This window comes from Pacificimonas sp. ICDLI1SI03 (assembly GCF_054740865.1).
The window spans coordinates 102,555-120,217 of the sequence record NZ_JBSQAU010000001.1 but is presented as its reverse complement, the minus strand read 5'-3'; the positions used below and the strand labels follow the sequence as shown (position 1 = coordinate 120,217).

General features: G+C 62.8%; 16 protein-coding genes. 7 read left to right on the top strand and 9 right to left on the bottom strand.

Going from position 1 to position 17,663, the window contains the following annotated elements:
* Positions 1 to 2 precede the first annotated feature (2 nt).
* The 6 genes from ACSMXM_RS00540 to ACSMXM_RS00515 all read right to left on the bottom strand — a co-directional run bounded on the left by ACSMXM_RS00540 (position 3) and on the right by ACSMXM_RS00515 (position 7,270).
* Positions 3 to 1,634 carry a peptidoglycan D,D-transpeptidase FtsI family protein gene (locus tag ACSMXM_RS00540; protein ID WP_460313013.1) on the bottom strand — a complete coding sequence of 544 codons (1,632 nt, stop codon included), beginning with the start codon at positions 1,632 to 1,634 and terminating at the stop codon, positions 3 to 5.
* A 77-nt stretch (positions 1,635 to 1,711) separates the two neighbouring features.
* Positions 1,712 to 2,359: a hypothetical protein gene (locus ACSMXM_RS00535; RefSeq protein ID WP_460313011.1), complete on the bottom strand. Its 648-nt coding sequence runs from the start codon at positions 2,357 to 2,359 to the stop codon at positions 1,712 to 1,714.
* Entirely contained in the window at positions 2,356 to 3,354 is a 999-nt protein-coding gene (gene rsmH / locus ACSMXM_RS00530) for a 16S rRNA (cytosine(1402)-N(4))-methyltransferase RsmH (RefSeq protein WP_460313009.1), read from the bottom strand. The genes ACSMXM_RS00535 and rsmH overlap by 4 nt, the downstream gene beginning before the upstream one ends.
* Positions 3,351 to 3,827 (bottom strand): division/cell wall cluster transcriptional repressor MraZ, encoded by a 477-nt coding sequence (locus tag ACSMXM_RS00525; RefSeq protein ID WP_460313007.1) that lies wholly within the window; start codon positions 3,825 to 3,827, stop codon positions 3,351 to 3,353. Before ACSMXM_RS00525 ends, rsmH begins: the two co-directional genes overlap by 4 nt.
* A gap of 313 nt (positions 3,828 to 4,140) precedes the next feature.
* Positions 4,141 to 4,461, bottom strand: a complete 321-nt coding sequence (locus ACSMXM_RS00520) for a hypothetical protein (RefSeq protein WP_460313005.1) — start codon at positions 4,459 to 4,461, stop codon at positions 4,141 to 4,143.
* 55 nt (positions 4,462 to 4,516) lie between these two features.
* Entirely contained in the window at positions 4,517 to 7,270 is a 2,754-nt protein-coding gene (locus tag ACSMXM_RS00515; protein WP_460313003.1) for a phosphoenolpyruvate carboxylase, read from the bottom strand.
* Between the two features lie 196 nt (positions 7,271 to 7,466).
* On the opposite strand from ACSMXM_RS00515, the gene zwf reads away from it, so the two are divergent.
* From zwf to ACSMXM_RS00490, 5 genes are read left to right on the top strand one after another with little or no spacing between them, the layout of a single operon-like run.
* Positions 7,467 to 8,906, top strand: a complete 1,440-nt coding sequence (gene zwf, locus ACSMXM_RS00510; protein WP_460313001.1) for a glucose-6-phosphate dehydrogenase — start codon at positions 7,467 to 7,469, stop codon at positions 8,904 to 8,906.
* Positions 8,899 to 9,588, top strand: coding sequence for a 6-phosphogluconolactonase (pgl, locus tag ACSMXM_RS00505; protein WP_460312999.1), 690 nt, complete (start codon positions 8,899 to 8,901; stop codon positions 9,586 to 9,588). The genes zwf and pgl overlap by 8 nt, the downstream gene beginning before the upstream one ends.
* Positions 9,588 to 11,402, top strand: a complete 1,815-nt coding sequence (gene edd / locus ACSMXM_RS00500; RefSeq protein ID WP_460312997.1) for a phosphogluconate dehydratase — start codon at positions 9,588 to 9,590, stop codon at positions 11,400 to 11,402. Before pgl ends, edd begins: the two co-directional genes overlap by 1 nt.
* Complete coding sequence (locus ACSMXM_RS00495; RefSeq protein WP_460312995.1) at positions 11,399 to 12,373, top strand: glucokinase; 975 nt, start codon at positions 11,399 to 11,401, stop codon at positions 12,371 to 12,373. The genes edd and ACSMXM_RS00495 overlap by 4 nt, the downstream gene beginning before the upstream one ends.
* Before the next feature lie 26 nt (positions 12,374 to 12,399).
* Positions 12,400 to 13,332, top strand: coding sequence for a hydroxymethylglutaryl-CoA lyase (locus tag ACSMXM_RS00490; protein WP_460312992.1), 933 nt, complete (start codon positions 12,400 to 12,402; stop codon positions 13,330 to 13,332).
* Positions 13,333 to 13,480: 148 nt separating this feature from the next.
* On the opposite strand, the gene rimM is transcribed toward ACSMXM_RS00490, so the two are convergent.
* The 3 genes from rimM to ffh all read right to left on the bottom strand — a co-directional run bounded on the left by rimM (position 13,481) and on the right by ffh (position 15,943).
* Positions 13,481 to 13,972: a ribosome maturation factor RimM gene (gene rimM / locus ACSMXM_RS00485; RefSeq protein ID WP_460312990.1), complete on the bottom strand. Its 492-nt coding sequence runs from the start codon at positions 13,970 to 13,972 to the stop codon at positions 13,481 to 13,483.
* A 5-nt stretch (positions 13,973 to 13,977) separates the two neighbouring features.
* A complete protein-coding gene (rpsP, locus tag ACSMXM_RS00480; RefSeq protein WP_460312988.1) occupies positions 13,978 to 14,436 on the bottom strand; it encodes a 30S ribosomal protein S16 in 459 nt (152 codons plus the stop codon).
* Between the two features lie 73 nt (positions 14,437 to 14,509).
* On the bottom strand, positions 14,510 to 15,943 hold the full coding sequence (gene ffh, locus ACSMXM_RS00475) for a signal recognition particle protein (RefSeq protein WP_460312986.1): 1,434 nt from the start codon (positions 15,941 to 15,943) through the stop codon (positions 14,510 to 14,512).
* Between the two features lie 341 nt (positions 15,944 to 16,284).
* On the opposite strand from ffh, the gene ACSMXM_RS00470 reads away from it, so the two are divergent.
* Together ACSMXM_RS00470 and ACSMXM_RS00465 are read left to right on the top strand one after the other, a co-directional pair.
* The gene (locus ACSMXM_RS00470; protein WP_460312985.1) at positions 16,285 to 16,839 is read left to right on the top strand and encodes an opacity protein; all 555 of its coding nucleotides are present in this window, start codon (positions 16,285 to 16,287) and stop codon (positions 16,837 to 16,839) included.
* A gap of 85 nt (positions 16,840 to 16,924) precedes the next feature.
* The gene (locus ACSMXM_RS00465; RefSeq protein ID WP_460312983.1) at positions 16,925 to 17,659 is read left to right on the top strand and encodes an alpha/beta fold hydrolase; all 735 of its coding nucleotides are present in this window, start codon (positions 16,925 to 16,927) and stop codon (positions 17,657 to 17,659) included.
* Positions 17,660 to 17,663: the final 4 nt, after the last annotated feature.

Genomic DNA, 17,663 nt, shown 5'->3' with positions numbered 1-17,663 from the left:
CTCTACCCCGCTTCCTTCACGTCGCGCACCTGCGCCAGTACTTCTGCCATGTCGACGTCCTTCGTCGTGGACGGCGCCACATCCAGGATCGGCGCGATACGGCTGACCACCCTGCTCACGACCGGCGCGGCGGTCCAGCCCGCCGTCGCATAGCCGTATGTTTCCTTTATTCCCTGCGGTTCGTCCAGCATTGCCAGCACGACATAGCGCGGATTGTCCATGGGAAACGCGCCCGCGAAGGTCGTTATGAGGGATCGCCGTGCATAACCGCCATTCTTAGGCTTTTCCGCTGTGCCCGTCTTGCCACCGACGCGATAGCCTTCCGCCTCTGCATTGCCGCCGGTGCCCTGCATCACCACCAGACGCAGCAGGGCGTTCATCTTTTTTGAGGTTTCGGCAGAAAAAACCCGGCGCCCCTTCGGCTTGTCGTCGGCGCCCAGCTTCATCAACGTCGGCTGATAATAGATGCCGCCATTGACAAGTGCGCTATAGGCCGCCGCAAGGTGCAGCGGCGTCACCGCCAGACCATGGCCATAGCCAATGGTCATCGTCGAAATGTCACCCCAATTGTCCGGCCTCAGGGGCATTCCGCGCTCAGCAAGTTCAATCACCGGCTTGTCCAAAAGGCCCAGGCTGGCGAGATATTTCTGTTGCCGTCCCGGGCCGATTTCCAGCGCCATTCGAGCCGTGCCGATATTGGACGAATACATAAAGATCTCTGGGACGCTCAACCAGCGGTTCTCCCCGTGGAAATCGGTGATGCGGAACCGTCCGGCCTTGATGGGCGCGCTGGCATCATATCCCTGTGCCATGGAGGTGACGACGCCGCTTTCCAGTGCCATGGCTATCGTCAGCGCTTTGAAGGTCGAGCCAAGCTCATAGACGCCATAGGTCGCCCGGTTGAACCGCACATCATCCTCTCCGCCCGATCCGGTCGCGTCGGGGGAGTTGGGGTCGAAGACCGGCTGCGACGTCATGGCAATCAGTTCGCCGGTACGTACGTCCATGACGATTCCGCTGCCGCCAATAGCAGAGTGCTTCTGCATCTGCGCGGCGAGTTCCTGTACCAGGGCATGCTGCACGCGCGTGTCGATACTGAGGCTTACCGGTTGTTCCAGCCGTTCCGGATCAAGCAGGCGCGTATCCAGCTGCTGTTCCAGTCCTGCGGCGCCCTTGCCGTCGATATTGGCATAGCCGATCGTATGCGCGGCAAGCGTTCCGTTTGGATAGACACGCTCCCATTCCCGCTCGATTTCAAGGCCGGGATCACCCAGCGCCTGCAGCGCCATGGCATCGTCGGGGTGGACGCGGCGCTCGACATAACGCCACTTCCCTTCGTGCCGCAGCTTGCGTTCGATATCGGCGGGATCGCGTTCACCGATGATTGCGGCAATCTGGCGCGACAGCTGTGCCGGATCCGACAGCAGGTCATGCGGCCGGACGGCGAGATAATAGGCCTCGAAACTTTGCGCCAAGACAACGCCGTTGCGATCGAGAATGGGCGCACGGGGGCGCACCCCCTGCCATTGATTGACCACCTGTGCGCTGCCCGCCGGATAGGTGAGGGCAAGATCGGCAAGACGCGCGCCGGTCAGCAGGGTCAGCCCGCCAAACAAAGCGAGCCCCACCACCATTCTTTGACGGGCGCGCTGCAGCTGTGCCTGCCGTTTCCCCGCAAGCTGAATCCTTAAAGTGCGAAGCGCACCTGGACTCACCTTAGCACGACCTTGCGGAAACCGGCGCGTTCCAGAGTGGCGGCGGTCTCGACTTCGGTAATGAACCCGTCAGAGAAGAGGTCGGCGGACGCGGGCGCCGCCGTCGACGCCGTCGATGCGGACGGCGCTCGCGTGGACAGCGGCGGCAGGTCCGCCGGGTCGGAGGACGCAAGGACAACGTTGGCGGGCGTCTTTGCCTTGGCGCGAGCGGGCGCACTGGCCGGCTTGCTGTCGGTCAGCGGCTGCGGCACCTCCGGCTTGCGGTCCGCCAGCGCGATGGAGCGCACTACGGGCTTGTCGGTAACGGCTGAATCCTCGCCATCGCGGATGACGGCCAGCTGCATTTCAGGGGCAGCTTCACCCGCCATTACGGCAGCGAACTGGACCGGACCGCCGACAATCTGACCGGGCTTGGGCGCGTGGTAGCGCCAGACGCTGGCGTTGATCGCCTCCAGCCTGTCGAGATTGGCAAGCGTGCCCAGCTCGCGCTCCAGCTTCGCGACCAGTTCGGCATCCTCGTCAATCTGCTGTTGCAGCTTGGCGATGTCCTCGCGCTTTTCGGCGACATGATAGCTCGACAGGTAAAGCCCCATCGTCGCACCGACGGTGAGCACTCCCAATCCGATGGTTCCGAACCTGCTCATGCTGCTCTCCCTGGCCGCCAAAGGGCCCTTGCTGGCGTCCCGCCATCATTTTCATCGGTCCAGGCACGCGCATCGGTGCGGACGGCTGATCTCAAGGTTGCCGAGCGCGCGCGGGGATTGCGGGCCATCTCGGCCGCACCTGCGCGAACGGCGCGCGCAGGCTTTGCGAACGTCGGCGACGGCGCGCTATCTTCTACCTGCGGCTGGTGACGCGACCCGCCCGGATCACCGCCGCTGCGCGTACGCAGGAATCGTTTGACGACACGATCCTCCAGCGAATGAAAACTGACCACGGCCAGGCGCCCGCCAGTCGCCAACAGGCGCTCAGCGGCTTCAAGCGCCATTTCCAGTTCGCCAAGCTCGTCATTGACGGCGATGCGCAGGGCCTGGAATGTCTTGGTCGCGGCGTCGGTTTTGGCACCGGGCTTTTGCCCTGCCGCGCGCCGCACGATCTCGGCCGTTTCATGCGTGCGCGTTAATGGGCGCGCGCCGACCAGTGCACGGGCGACCCGGCGGGCGGCGCGCTCTTCGCCATAGTGAAAGATGATGTCGGCCAATTCTTCCTCATCGGCCTCGTTCACCAGATCGGCGGCGCTCGGCCCCGACTGCGCCATACGCATGTCGAGAGGCCCGTCCGCCTTGAAGGAAAAGCCCCTCGCCGCCTGATCGATCTGCATGGACGACACGCCCACATCCAGCATGATGGCATCGACGTGGCTCACGCCGCGCGCGGCAAGCTCCTCGGTCATGGCCGAAAAGCGGCTCTCGATCAGCGTCAGACGATCGGTTTCCTGCGCGCGACCTGCCGCGATGGCATCGGGATCACGGTCGAATCCATACACATGCGCCGCACCGGCAGACAGGGCCGCGCGCGAATAGCCGCCGGCACCAAAGGTACCATCGACGACGACGGCATCGTCCAGCGGCGAGATCGCGGCCATCACTTCATCCAGAAGGACGGGCGTGTGCGGGGCATCGAAAGCGGCAGCGTTCATTTCGCGCGCGCCTTTTTCAGCTTGTTACGCACCAGCTTATCGAAGATCGGCCGCTTATTGTACTGCAGGAACAGATCGGGGTTCCACACCTGGAACCCGCGGCTGCCGCCGCCCACGAACAGCACAAGTGTGTCGATTTCGGCGATTTCGCGCAGCTCTTCGGGAATGACGCAGCGCCCGGTTTCCTCATAGCCCTGATTGTGGGCGAGGCCGAACGTGCCGAAGCGCGCCTCCTCCTCCTCTTCCGAAATCTCGTCGGCGGGAAAACGCTCCGCATGGGCGGCGTCGATACGCGCCATGCCCGCGCTGTCAAAACAATCAAGGCAATCCTTGTCGGAACGGCTGGGCATGAACACGACGCGGCGGTCGCCGGCATTTTGCTGGATCACGTCGCGGAAAGCCGCAGGGATAGAAATACGCCCCTTGCCGTCCACGCTGCCCAGAAAGATGCCTTCATAACGACCCGCGGCCACGCGCATTACCCTCCCAATGGCCGGGACAATGGTAAAACGCCCGTGAAAACAGCGGCCTGCCGTCAGGCCCCCTGTTCACTGCCCTTATCAAAGGGGAACGCACCACATCCCATGTGCACAAGGGACTATATGGGTAGGCATGGGAATTCAACTGGAATCCATGGGAATGAAAATGTTTTCTGTGGGCGCGATAACGAATACAATGACTTAGGCGCAAGACGGTGAAAGCCCCGGCCAAGCCGCAGCTTAACCATTGCCTGTGGATAAGTCTGTTAGAATTTATGCGGAGACGACTGTATTTCGCCGTGACGGATTAGATCTCCGTCACTTCCCCATCGGTCGATAATTTGGGCAGCGGCTCCGCATTCGGATCTTCCGGGATTAGCGGAAATTCGCGCGAACCGGGCGGCGTCAGCGGGTCGGCAACGATAGGCGGCGGCGGCACGAATTCGGGTTCGCCCTCCTTATCCTGATCCTTGTCCTCGCCACCCGGCACGACACCTATCGTCGCGAGCGTGTCGTTCGGCGATTCCCGCGGATCGACGAAGCCCACAGGTCCGATAAGCGCCGCAAAAAGCAGCGCCATCAGAAAGACAAGGGCAAGACCCGTCAGACCCACACGAACACGGTTCATGCCGGGAAGATAATCTGTTTTCGGACGTATGCCACCCCCGCCCGCGCGCGCTAATCTATCCGATTGCACCGAACTGATGGGCGATCGCCGTCGAGATCATGACCACCACATCGTAGGCACTGTCGATCGGATCGATGAAATCCTCGTTGATACGGCCATATTCCGGCGTCGTATCATCGGGATAATCGGTAGGCTCCTCAACATCGAACCGCGCCAGGGATGGTGCCTCCACCGGATAGGCGGCGCGTAACTGCTCCAAAGCATCGTCGATGCGCAGCGACAGGATCATTTCCATGATGTCGTCGCGGGATATGTCGTTGCGCCGGGAAAAGGGCGGGATAGCCGCCGCATTCAGGAAAATATGCTGCATGAGCGCCAGGCGAAGGGCGTGCAAGACGCCCAGCATGCGGCGGATGCCCTCGTCGCGGTCGGGCAGCGTTTCCGGCGGCAATTGGTCGATCAGGCGCCGCAGCTTCAGCCCGTCCACTCGCAATGCCGTCGCAAGCTCCCGGAAGGCCATGGTCCGGTCGTCGCCGGCCAGCCGTTCGGCAAGATCGAGACAGGCGATTTCCCGCTCCGGTTCGGCGCCGCGATAGGGGCGCGTCGCCCAATAGGCCCCGTTGAACATTTCGCCATAGGCCACCAATGTCTTGATGCTTGCCAGGCGATCCGACGCCAGCACCATGCGGATCAATTCCTGCGCGCGGGGAGAGCGTTCGAACAGCGCGGCAAAACGGTCCGGGTCGCTGGCCGTCGCGTCGCCGATCCCCGCAATCACGTTAACCGGATAGCCCAATTGCTGCAGGACTCCATTATGCGGAATGGCACGGATCCGCCGCAGCGTCATGTCGCGGTCGGCGGCAACGTCAGTCTGTCTGCGCGACTTTCGCGATCCCGTCTGCGGCAGCAGCCCCAGCCCAAATGCAGTCAGCGCGCGATTATAGGAGCGGTCGTGAAACATGCGCGCCTGCACCCTCCGGACATCGCGATAGAAATCGAGCGAGACATCCGTTTCCAGATAGAAGGGGTCGGTTTTCGATGCATCCGGCGCCAGACCGATTTCCTCACAGGCGATGCGCGTCAATGTCGCCAACGCAAGCTCGTCCGAGCCAAAAAACACATAGCCGTCGCCGCCCTGGAAACTCGCCTCCGCGACCAGGCCGACCTTGTTCTCGGCAAAGCGCCGCCGCGTCCATGCCGACAATGGGTAGGACAGGCGCTCCTTCATGCTCAGCGGATGCGCGCCGCGCCCCATGCTTTCCCCGTGCGTGTTGAAAATGACGGCGTCGACGTCGGCGAGGCCATGCTTCGCCATCAGCCGCGCCAGCCGGCCCTGCAACCGCTCGATACTCAGGGAAGCGGGGATCTGGCCCATGAAACGGCCGGCATCCGAAAACCCCGTCTGGATCGCCACCCGCCCGCGCGTGCGGGCATAATCCTGATAGACCGGCTCGGCAAGCAGCGCGTCGAGGAAGCGGCCGCCATGTTCCAGTGCATCCCCCGTTTCGAAAAGCGGGGATATGTCGATCTGTTTGTCCACTCCGAACAGCTTCGCAAAGTAGAGCGCGGACAGCACTGTTGCGGGCTGCTCGGTTTCGGCGATCAACAGGCGAATGGCGCTGTCGCCATCGATATGCTGCAGGATCTGCGTAATGCCGATGAACTGGCGGATCGCGGTCGTGCTCTCGATCGCCAGCGCGGCAAAATTGACCTCCAGCGGCTTCGCATCCGCAATAAGCTCCCGCAGTCGCGCGATGGCGGTGCGGCTGCCCATGGCGAAGCCGGTATCGCTGCCCAGACGGCGGCGGATGGCGTTATCCAGTTGCGATGCGTTCATGCGGAAATGGATGGTGCCGACGCCCAGCCTCTCACTGCGCATGGCGGCCGACAGGACGAGTATATCTTCAGCCAGTTGTTCGGGCGCCTGCAGCGCGATCGCCTCCAGATCGTCGATAACGGATGTCAGGCTGGTCAGCGCGCGCGGGTCGTCTCGCGTGGCGAGATTGGCGGCCGCGCTGATCTTTTCCGGCGTGTCGAGAGCGGGTTCGAATGCCTCGGCAACCATCTCCGCATGGACCAGCGCTTCAGACAGCCTGTCGCTTATCTTGTCGAGGCGGTCATCCTCCAGATCCCGCAAACGGGCAAGATAGGTGGACAGCGCCCGCACTTTTTCCTGCAGGCGGAACCGGATGGGCGTCGCCCAGTCAATGTCCGTGCGCCCATCCATGTCATAGCCGACCCAGGTGGCAAAACTGAACGGCGCGGGGCGGAGAGTTCGCCATTCATGGCCGAATTGCTTGCGCGCGCTTCTGAACAATTGGCGGTTGATCTTGTCGCGGGCGCTCGTGGCACGTGCCAGCGCCGACTGAACCGCCATATGCTCGTCGGCAAGACTGGGTCCGCCCTCCGCCGCGTCTGCGGGCATGGGTTCACCCGCTGCCAGCGCTCCGTAAGCCTTTTGCGACAGCAGGAAGGTCGGGTGGGCGGTAAAGACGCACCCCAGCAGCTGCCGCTCCCACCGGGCGCGAAACGCAGCGAAGTTTTCCGCCATCAGGAAGGGGTCCAAGCTGGCGGCATCGCCCGATTTCAGGTTCACGAACTCGTGCAGCCGTGCGCCCCGCGCCTCGAATTCCTGTGCGGTGATCGCCGCCACCGTCTGCTTCAGCGTGCCAATGTCCGTTTCCCCGCTTTCAAGCGCGCGCGAAAGTTCATAGCCGAGCTGCGCCACCGGGTTGAACAGAGGCGTTTCCCGCGTCCGCTCATAAAGTTCGGCAAGCCGCTCCGTCAGAGATTGGGCTGAAACGTCCATATCCTTGTCAATTCCCCTAGCCGCATGTTGATGGGGCCGTTCGCCGGCGCCGTCCGGTACATGCACTGGTGTGCCATAGTTGCAACCGTTGACTTCATTGTGCGCGATGTGGCGTTTTGCAGGAACAAGCCCACAACTGGAACGATTGACCCACATCCAGCACATCTGAAGCCGCCAGCGACGAAAGCACATATTGATGAGCCGCAAGTCAAGCCTGATCCTGTTCGGTGCCACCGGTGATCTTGCCAAGCGGATGCTGCTGCCGTCGCTTTATGCACTGCACAAGGACGGGTTGCTGCCCTCAGGTCTGACGATCGTAGGCACCGCCCGCAGCGAGCTGACGGACGAGGAATTCCGCGCCAAGGCAAAGGACGCGATCGAAGTCCACCTGGCGGAGGACCGCTATGACCCCACTGTCATGGACGGGTTTCTGGCGCAGCTGAGCTATTTACCTGTGGATGTGACCACGCCGGAGGGGTTCGACGATCTTGCCCGCGCCGTGGGCGGCGGCGGCGGCGACCTTTCCATATTCCTTTCGACGGCGCCGCAATTCTTTGAACCGACCATCGCCGGCCTGAAGTCGGCGGGAATTGCTGACGGCGCGCGCATCGGCCTAGAAAAGCCCCTCGGCAGCGACCTTGAAACCTCGCGGCAGATCAATGCGTCGGTCTCGCGCGCCTTTGATGAGGCCCACACATTCCGCATCGACCATTATCTGGGCAAGGAAACGGTGCAGAACCTGATGGCGCTGCGCTTTGCCAACATGATGTTCGAGCCGCTATGGAACGCCGCCAATATAGACCACATCCAGATAACGATCGCGGAAACCGTCGGGTTGGAGGGGCGCGGCGGCTTCTATGACGACACCGGCGCGCTGCGCGACATGGTGCAGAACCATATGCTGCAATTACTGGCGCTGACGGCGATGGAGCCGCCCGCCGATTTCGACGCGACCGCTGTTCGCGACGAGAAAGTGAAAGTGCTGCGGGCGCTGCGTCCGGTCGCGGATACGGAAATGGTGTTTGGCCAGTACGGCCCCGGATCGTCGGGCGGAAGTTCGGTTCCGGGATATGAAGATGATCTGGGGAAAGCCTCCGATACGGAAACGTTCGCCGCGATCAGGGCACATGTCGACAATTGGCGCTGGCAGGGTGTCCCCTTCTATTTACGGACGGGCAAGCGGTTGGCGGAGCGACGTTCCGAAATCGTCGTCCAGTTCAAATGCGTACCCCATTCCATCTTCGCATCGCGCGGAGCCAAGCTGACCGCGAACCGGCTGGTCATCCGGCTGCAGCCAGAGGAATATGTCAGGCTTCTGGTTATGGCGAAGGAGCCGGGTCTCGATCGCGGCGAGGTTACGCTGCGCCAGGTACCCCTGGACCTCAGCCTTTCGGAGACCTTCAAGTCGCGTCCGCGCCGGATCGCCTATGAACGCCTGCTTCTCGATCTGATAGACGGCGACCCAACGCTGTTCGTGCGCCGCGACGAGGTCGAGGCGCAGTGGCGCTGGATCGACGATATCCGGGCAACGCGGGAAAAATCCGGCGTAGAATTGAAACATTACAGTGCGGGCGGCTGGGGGCCATCTGCCGGCATCGCCTTGACGGAACGAGACGGGGTTTCGTGGAATGACTGACGCAGTGTGGCATGAATATGCGGACCCGGAGGCGATGGTCAGGGCGGCGGCGACGGCGGTGGCCGACATTATTTCCGCCGCGCTGGCCCGCAAGGGATCTGCGGTCGTCGCCGTGCCGGGCGGCGGCACTCCGCGCCCCGTCATGGAGCGTTTGAAGGACAAGCCACTCGCATGGGAGAAGGTCACCATCTTTCCCGGCGACGACCGCTTGGTAGCCCGTGACGACAGGCTGTCCAACTTCGCCATGGTCGACAAGATTATGGACTCTACCAGCGCGACGCTCGTCTCCCTTATCGGCGACGATCTCGATCCGGCGGCAGCGGCGGCTGATGCGGAAATCCGCCTCGCCGCGCTCGAATGGCCGCCGGACCTGATATGGCTTGGCATTGGCGAGGATGGCCATACCGCCTCCATCCTCCCCGGCCCGGACTGCCAAGCCGCGCTGCGGACCAAGGAGCGTGTTATGACAGTTACGCCCGACCCCCTGCCCCCAGAGGCTCCGGTAAAGCGCGTGACTCTGACAGGATCCGCGATCCGTTCGGCCGGGACGATCATGCTGACCATTACAGGGCAAACGAAGCGGCAGGTACTTGAGCACGCCTTGGCGGAGGGAGAGCGCAGCGCCTATCCGGTCGGACCTGCGCTCGCCGGCACTAAGCCCATCATCCATTGGAGCCCATGATGAATTCTACCGTCGAAGCCGTCACCCAGCGCATCATCGAGCGGTCGAGGCCCGGACGCCAACGCTATCTCGACCTGATCGACCGCCAGCGAGAGGAAGGAATCCGGCGCTCAGCGCTCAGTTGCGGCAATCTGGCCCACGGATTTGCGGGTTCCGGCGATGACAAGCAGGCGATTGCCGCGTCGCAGGCGCCGAATATCGGCATCATCACCGCCTATAATGACATGCTGTCGGCGCATGCCCCCTATTACCGCTATCCCGAGCAGATAAAGGTCTGGGCGCGAGAGGTTGGCGCAACCGCGCAGGTCGCGGGCGGAGTGCCGGCCATGTGCGACGGCGTTACCCAGGGCCAGGATGGCATGGAACTGTCGCTGTTCAGCCGCGACAATATCGCGATGGGGACAACCATCGGCCTGTCCCACGCCATGCACGAAGCGGTACTGCTGCTGGGCATATGCGACAAGATCGTGCCCGGTCTGCTGATCGGAGCGCTGCGCTTTGGCCATCTGCCGTCGATCTTGGTGCCCGCCGGACCGATGCCGTCCGGCCTGCCCAACAAGGAAAAACAGCGTGTCCGCCAGCTATATGCGGAGGGGAAGGCAAGCCGACAGGAACTTCTGGAGGCAGAGAGCGCCTCCTATCACAGTGCGGGCACCTGCACCTTTTACGGCACCGCCAATTCGAACCAGATGATGATGGAGGTCATGGGGCTGCACGTTCCCGGCGCCGCCTTTGTAAATCCCGGTACGAAGTTGCGGCAAAAGCTGACCCGCGCAGCCGTGCACCGTATTGCCGCCATAGGGCGCGACAGCGACGATTACCGCCCGCTGGGCCGCTGCGTCGATGAAAAGGCGATCGTCAATGCCACCGTTGGCCTGCTGGCGACGGGGGGATCCACCAATCACGCCATACATATACCGGCCATTGCGCGTGCCGCCGGGATCATCATCGATTGGCAGGATATGGACGAACTCAGCAGGGCGACCCCGCTGCTGGCGCGGGTCTATCCCAACGGTTCGGGCGATGTGAACAGCTTTCACGCGGCGGGCGGCATGGGGTTCGTCATCCGCGAATTGCTGGCCAGCGGCCATCTGCACCGCGATGTCATGACGGTGTGGAATTCGGGCCTGTCCGCCTATGCGCAAGAACCCGCCATGGAAGGTGAGGAACTGACGTGGCAGCCTGCACCGGCGCAAAGCGGCGACGACGCCATGCTGAAGCCCGCCGCGACCCCCTTTGCCAAGGACGGCGGCATGCGCCTGATGAAGGGCAATCTGGGGCGCGCCATTATGAAAACCAGCGCCGTCGATCGGGACAGATGGACGATCGAGGCGCCAGCCCAGATTTTCGATACGCAGGAGGCGGTGATTGCCGCCTTTGCAGATGGCAGGCTGGACCGGGATGTCGTTGTGGTTGTGCGGTTTCAGGGACCGCGCGCCAACGGAATGCCGGAACTCCACAAGCTGACCCCGCCCCTCGGCGTAGTGCAGGATCGCGGTTACCGCGTCGCCCTCCTCACCGATGGCCGCATGTCGGGTGCCAGCGGCAAGGTCCCAGCAACCATCCATCTGAGTCCAGAGGCGCTGGGCGGCGGACCGCTCGCGCGCTTGCGGGACGGTGACGTGGTCCGCGTGTGCGCCGAAACCGGGTCGATAGAGGCTCTTGTCGACGCAGACGAGTGGGCGGCACGGCCGCTTGCCGAACCGCCGGCCACTCGCGATGGGCTGGGCCGGGAGCTCTATGCCCTCATGCGCGCCCATGCCGACGAGGCGGAAAAGGGCGGCTCCGCCATGCTTGCCGAGGCGGGCCTGTGACGACACGGATCGTCGTCGGAGACATTGGCGGAACGCATGCGCGCTTCGCGCTTGCCAAGGTGGAAAAAGGACGCGTCGAACATCTTGATGAGCCGCTGAAGATGCGCACCGCCGATCATGCCAGCCTTCAGATGGCATGGGAGGCCTTTCAGGATCATGTCGGCGGCGACCTGCCCCGTGCCGCCGCGATCGCCATCGCTGCGCCGGTGCGGGGCGAGACGATCAAGATGACCAATAACCCATGGATTATCAGGCCAAGTCTGATCGCGGAGAAGCTGGATGTAGACCGGCATTTGCTGATCAACGATTTTGCGGCGGTCGCACATGCCGTCGGCGCGGCGCCAGAGGATCAGTTCCTCCATCTGTGCGGTCCCGACGTTCCGCTGCCTCCCACCGGAATTGTTACCGTTATCGGTCCGGGAACCGGCCTCGGCGTCGCCCTGTTACTGCGCGTCGATGGCCACACGCACATTCTTCCGACGGAGGGCGGTCATGTCGATTTCGCGCCATTGGACGCCGTTGAAGACCGGCTGCTCGAACGCCTTCGCGCGCAGCACAACCGCGTCAGTGTGGAGCGCATCGTCGCCGGCCCCGGCCTGCGCCCGATCATGGAAGTGCTTTCGGAGCGGGAGGGGGTAGCGATGCCCTCCGGCGACGACAAGGATCTGTGGACACTTGCGCTTTCCGGCACGAACAGCCTTGCGGCTGCAGCCCTCGACCGCTTCGGCATGTGCCTCGGCGCGGTCGCGGGCGATATGGCGCTCAGCCATGGACCGGGCCCTGTCGTCATTGCCGGGGGTCTCGGCCTTCGCATCGGGCAAAGGCTCGCCGATATCGGCTTTGGCCATCGCTTCGTGGCAAAGGGACGCTATCAGGCAATGATGGAACAACTGCCGGTAAAACTGATCACACATCCCGAACCCGGTCTCTATGGAGCCGCTGCCGCCTTTGCGAAACAGCATTGCGACTAGGGCCGACGGTCCCCATTATGTAGCCTATGACCAACACCGCTACTGCCCAAATCGTCGAAGTCGGCGCCCGCGACGGCCTGCAAAACGAACCTGAGATCATCTCGACCGAGGACAAGGTTTCGCTGATCACGCGCATGATCGATGCCGGTGCGCGCCGCATAGAGGTGGCCAGCTTCGTTCATCCAAAGCGTGTACCGCAAATGGCGGATGCAGAGGCGGTGATCGCCGCCCTGCCCGACCGCGAGGACGTGTCCTATATCGGCCTTTGCCTGAACAAGCGCGGGGTCATGCGCGCCATTGCGGCGGGCGAAGGAAACAAGCGCGGCGTTGACGAGGCCGGTTGTGTGCTCGTTGCCTCGGATACCTTCGGGCAGAAAAACCAGGGGCAGACCATTGCAGAAGGAATTGCCGAAAATCGCGATATGATCCGTCTGGCAAAAGAGCATGGCCTGACTGCGCAAGTCACCATCTCCGCCGCCTTCGGTTGTCCGTTCGAGGGGCCGGTGCCGGTGGAAACCGTGGTTCGCTGCGCCCGTGAAATGGCAGAGGCCGGTGCGGAGGAAATCGCGCTGGCCGATACGGTCGGCGTCGGCGTCCCCGCGCAGGTATCGCATCTGGTCGGCGCCGTGCGAGAGGCGATCGGGCCGGACCTGCCGCTAAGGGTGCATTTTCACGATACGCGCGGCATGGGTATCGCCAACGCCTGGGCGGCGTGGGACGCAGGCGTCAGAACACTGGATTCTTCCCTGGGAGGTCTTGGCGGATGCCCCTTTGCCCCAAACGCGACTGGGAATATCGCCACCGAAGATCTGATCTATCTGCTGGAAACCAGCGGCGTCGACACGGGAATGGACCTTGCCGAGGCCATTGCCGTCAACAAATGGTTCACCAGCGTCATCGGCAAGCCCCTTCCCAGCGTTGTGTCGCGCGCTGGCCTGCCGGTTGGCTGGGGCGGGTAAAGGCTTCGCTGCCCATTACCCCGAACACATTAATTTCGCGGGCGGCGATTCATACTGAGTAAGCTCGGCGCCGCAGGCACCGACAACGAGGCGTAGCAGACGCCGACGCCGCTTCTTCGGCGGGCCGAGGGGACGCTCTTTTCCTGCTTCAATCCGGCAAATAGGCCGGATTTATCCGTACGACCGTATCGACCGATGGCACCGCGTCGGCAGTGAAGGGCAGCATAACGCGTTTTCCGTCTGCCAGCTCGATATCCAGTATATCGCCCGCGCCGTAATTCTCGACGGCATGGACGCGGCCCATCTTCGTGCCGTCGACGGCCTCAACGGGCCTGCCAACTAGATCGGCGACGTAGATCTCGCCCTCCTCGAGCGGCGGCAGGGCAGCGCGGTCAACCGTCAGCGCGGTGCCCCGCAATGCCTCGGCCGCCTCCCGCGTCGAAACGCCCTCGAAGCGCGCGACGAGCGTTTTCCCCGCGCGCTTCAGGTTCTTCAGGACGAGTTCCCGTTCCCCGGCGCGATAGCGACCATAGGCGCGGAATCCCGCTTCGCTCTCGGCGAACAGCTTCAGCCGAACCTCCCCCCGCACGCCGTGCGCGCCGGTTATGGCCGCCAACGTGATGGGGGCAGGCTCGGTCACGATGCTTATTCGGACTTTTCGGCCTCTTCGGCGGGCGCTTCTTCAGCAGGTGCCTCTTCAGCGGCAGCTTCTTCGGCAGGAGCCTCAGCTTCGGCGGCGGCAGCTTCCTTGGCAGCCTCTTCGGCAGCAGCGGCCTTCTCGGCTTTTTCGTCAGCACGCGCCTTCGCGTTCGCGCCAGGCTCACCCTTCTTGGGGTTGTTGCGGGCTTCGCGCTTCATCAGGCCCTCCGCCTCCAGGAAGCGGGCGACGCGATCGGACGGCACGGCGCCGACGGACAGCCAATGCTTGGCCCGCTCCGTATCCAGCTTCACGCGCTCATCCGAATCCTTCGGCAGAAGCGGGTTGTAGCTGCCGATGCGCTCAAGATACTTGCCGTCGCGTGGGGAGCGCTTGTCGGCAACGACGACACGGTAAAAGGGGCGCTTCTTTGCGCCGCCGCGGGAAAGACGGATAACGACTGCCATTTGATTATTCCTTATTTACAATTTTGTCTGTGATTGTGCGAGTTGTGGAGAAGGCAAGCGAAGCAAAGGCGCCTCATCTGCCGAATTTGTCGAAACCGGGAGGCAATTTGGGCATCTTGCCACCGCCCAGGGCGCCAAGGTCCGGCATGCCGTCGCCGCCTGCGCCGCCGCCCATGCCGAGCATCTTCGCGAAGCCCTTCAGGCCACCCATTTTCTTGATCTTCTTCATGGCGGTGGACATTTCCTTGTGCATCTTGATGAGGCGATTCACCTCTTGCACAGTGGTGCCGGCGCCATTGGCGATGCGAATTTTGCGCTTTGCGTTCAAAAGCTGCGGCCCGGCGCGTTCCTTCGGCGTCATCGAAAGAATGATCGCCTCCATCCGCTTCAGCATATTGTCGTCGGCACCCGACTCTTCCGCCTGCCGCTTCATCTTGCCGAGGCCCGGCATCATGGACATCATCGCCCCCATGCCGCCCATGCGCTGCATCTGGTTAAGCTGCTGGCGCAGGTCGTTCATGTCGAACTGGCCCTTGGCGAATTTCTTCGCCATGGCCTCCGCTTCGTCGGCCTGCACGGCCTCCGAAGCCTTCTCGACCAGGCTGACCACGTCGCCCATGCCAAGGATGCGGCCGGAAACGCGCGCGGGATCGAACGCATCGAGGGCATCGACCTTCTCGCCCGTACCGATGAACTTGATCGGCTTTCCGGTCACCGCGCGCATCGACAGCGCGGCGCCGCCGCGCGCATCGCCATCCATTCGCGTCAACACAGTACCCGTCAGCGGCACCTGCTCGGAAAAGCTTTTTGCGACATTGACGGCATCCTGACCGGTCAGTGCATCGACGACCAGCAGCGTTTCGGCCGGACTGGCGGCCTGACTAACCGCCTGCATTTCAGACATCAGTGCCTGATCGACGTGCAGGCGACCGGCGGTGTCCAGCATCAGGACATCGAAGCCCTGCAACTTTGCCGACTGCAGGGCGCGTCGGGCGATCTCTACCGGCTGCTGCCCCTCGATGATGGGCAGCGTCGCAACTTCGACCTGCTCACCCAGAACGCGCAATTGCTCCTGCGCGGCGGGGCGATTGACGTCTAGCGACGCCATCAGGACCTTCTTGCCGTCCTTTGTCCTCAGGCGGCGGGCAATCTTCGCCGTGGTAGTCGTTTTGCCGGAGCCCTGCAGGCCGACCATCATGATGACGGCGGGGGGCGTAACACCGATTTCCAGTTCCGCCGCATCGCCGCCCAGCATGGCGGTCAGTTCGTCGGATACGATCTTCACGACCTGCTGGCCCGGCGTGACGGACTTGGTCACCTCCGCACCGATGGCGCGGGCCGTTACCTTGTCGATGAAATCCTTGGCCACCGGCAGGGCGACATCCGCCTCAAGAAGCGCGATGCGCACCTCTCGCATGGCCGCACGCACGTCCGCCTCGCTGAGGGCACCACGGCCGCGCAGCTTGTCGAAAACGCCGCCAAGGCGATCGGAAAGCGATTCAAACAAGGGGTCCGTAATCTCCAACGCAAAAAACGCCGGTGGGCGAATCTCGCTGACCGGCGGCACCCGCAGGTGTCGGTTCCTGAACTTTCCTTCTGCGTAAAGCTGCCTCTACGCTCTCACGCGCCAATAGGGCAGCGGCAGGCTTGGGTCAAGGTTGGCCGGACCGTCATCGAACCGTGACAAAAGTGCAACACGCCGCGAAAACAAAGCTGGAGCATGCAACCTTGGGTAAACTGTCCCGTTTTCACTGCACGCGATCGACGAACGGAACATCCGATCCGACGCGAGAAAGTTGAGCACCTGCCGATCAGTGTATCTATCGGCGTAATGAGTAAGGAACCATCATGCATAGTAAGTTTTTTGTGGCGGCGCTTGCCGCTGTCGCCCTTCCGTTTGCCGCAAGCGCGCAGGAAGCCCCCGACGGTAGCCGCGCATTCGGTATCGAGCCCTATGTCGGCATCGGCGGCGGCTATCACGATTTTGACCGCAACCGCTCCACCGCTCTCGGCGGCGCTCCGGACTCGACCGACGGCTCCCTGATCATGGGTCTTGCCGGCGTCAACGTACCGCTGGGGGCCTTCTTCGTCGGTGCCGAAGGTAATCTCGCCTACGGCTTTGACGAGATCGAATGGGAATATGGCGCCGCCGGTCGTTTCGGTCTTCGCATCGGCGAATCCGGCCTGTTCTTCGGTAAGGTCGGCTACCAGTGGATCGAGGAAGAGCGCGGTTTCAAGGACGACCGGGGCATGCTGTACGGCATGGGCTTTGAGGTCGGACCGCAGGACATCGGTCTTGGCGGCATTACCGGCGAAAGCGGCGTGCGCCTGCGCCTGGGCGTGGACACGTTCGAGAATTTCGAATCCATCCGCCCGCACGCAGCGGTTATCCTGCACTTCTAGTAGAAGCGTATTCTATCGCGAGAAGGGCGGCATCCGAAAGGATGTCGCCCTTTTCGCATCTGCGCCATGCGCCTACAGTGCCAAGATGACCGATCTGCGCTACACCGTCCGCGATGAAATCCGCCTCGCCTATCGCCACCGCACAGGTAACGGCCCCACGATCGTCTTCCTGCCCGGCTATATGTCGGACATGGAGGGTGGCAAGGCGACGGCCCTGGACGAATGGGCGCACGCAAGCGGCCAGCCCATGCTGCGGCTTGATTATTCCGGCTGCGGCGCGAGCGAAGGTCTCTTTGCCGACCAGACGCTTGATAGCTGGCGCGACGACGTAATCCATTTGATCGACGGGATCGTCGACGGACCCGTCATTTTGGTGGGTTCCTCGATGGGCGGGTGGCTGATGCTGCTGGTTGCGCTTGCCCGTCCCGACCGCATTGTGGGCATGGTGGGCATCGCCGCGGCGCCGGATTTCACCGGCTGGGGCTTTTCCGATGCCGATCGCGCAAAGCTGGCGCGGGGCGAAACCCTGTCCGAACCATCTGAATATTCCGACCAGCCCTATATCACTACGGCAGCATTCTGGCTGTCGGGCGAAGCAAATCGCAGGCTGGGCGGGCCTATCCCGCTGGACTGTCCGGTGCGGCTGCTTCACGGCCAGAAGGATGCCGATGTGCCTTGGGAAATTTCACTGCAACTGGGGGAGAAACTCCGGTCAGCCGACGTACAGATCAGACTGATAAAGGACGGCGACCATCGCCTGTCACGCGATCAGGACATCGCCCTGTTGATCGATACGGTCGCAGCGCTCGTAACGGACTGACCCA

What these genes read in the sequence shown, in the direction of transcription:
- ACSMXM_RS00540 (WP_460313013.1), bottom strand. Translation starts at nt 1,634, where the DNA reads ATGGTGGTGGGGCTCGCTTTGTTTGGCGGGCTGACCCTGCTGACCGGC.
- ACSMXM_RS00535 (WP_460313011.1), bottom strand. Translation starts at nt 2,359, where the DNA reads ATGAGCAGGTTCGGAACCATCGGATTGGGAGTGCTCACCGTCGGTGCG.
- rsmH (WP_460313009.1), bottom strand. Translation starts at nt 3,354, where the DNA reads ATGAACGCTGCCGCTTTCGATGCCCCGCACACGCCCGTCCTTCTGGAT.
- ACSMXM_RS00520 (WP_460313005.1), bottom strand. Translation starts at nt 4,461, where the DNA reads ATGAACCGTGTTCGTGTGGGTCTGACGGGTCTTGCCCTTGTCTTTCTG.
- ACSMXM_RS00515 (WP_460313003.1), bottom strand. Translation starts at nt 7,270, where the DNA reads ATGGACGTTTCAGCCCAATCTCTGACGGAGCGGCTTGCCGAACTTTAT.
- zwf (WP_460313001.1), top strand. Translation starts at nt 7,467, where the DNA reads ATGAGCCGCAAGTCAAGCCTGATCCTGTTCGGTGCCACCGGTGATCTT.
- pgl (WP_460312999.1), top strand. Translation starts at nt 8,899, where the DNA reads ATGACTGACGCAGTGTGGCATGAATATGCGGACCCGGAGGCGATGGTC.
- edd (WP_460312997.1), top strand. Translation starts at nt 9,588, where the DNA reads ATGAATTCTACCGTCGAAGCCGTCACCCAGCGCATCATCGAGCGGTCG.
- ACSMXM_RS00490 (WP_460312992.1), top strand. Translation starts at nt 12,400, where the DNA reads ATGACCAACACCGCTACTGCCCAAATCGTCGAAGTCGGCGCCCGCGAC.
- rpsP (WP_460312988.1), bottom strand. Translation starts at nt 14,436, where the DNA reads ATGGCAGTCGTTATCCGTCTTTCCCGCGGCGGCGCAAAGAAGCGCCCC.
- ACSMXM_RS00470 (WP_460312985.1), top strand. Translation starts at nt 16,285, where the DNA reads ATGCATAGTAAGTTTTTTGTGGCGGCGCTTGCCGCTGTCGCCCTTCCG.
- ACSMXM_RS00465 (WP_460312983.1), top strand. Translation starts at nt 16,925, where the DNA reads ATGACCGATCTGCGCTACACCGTCCGCGATGAAATCCGCCTCGCCTAT.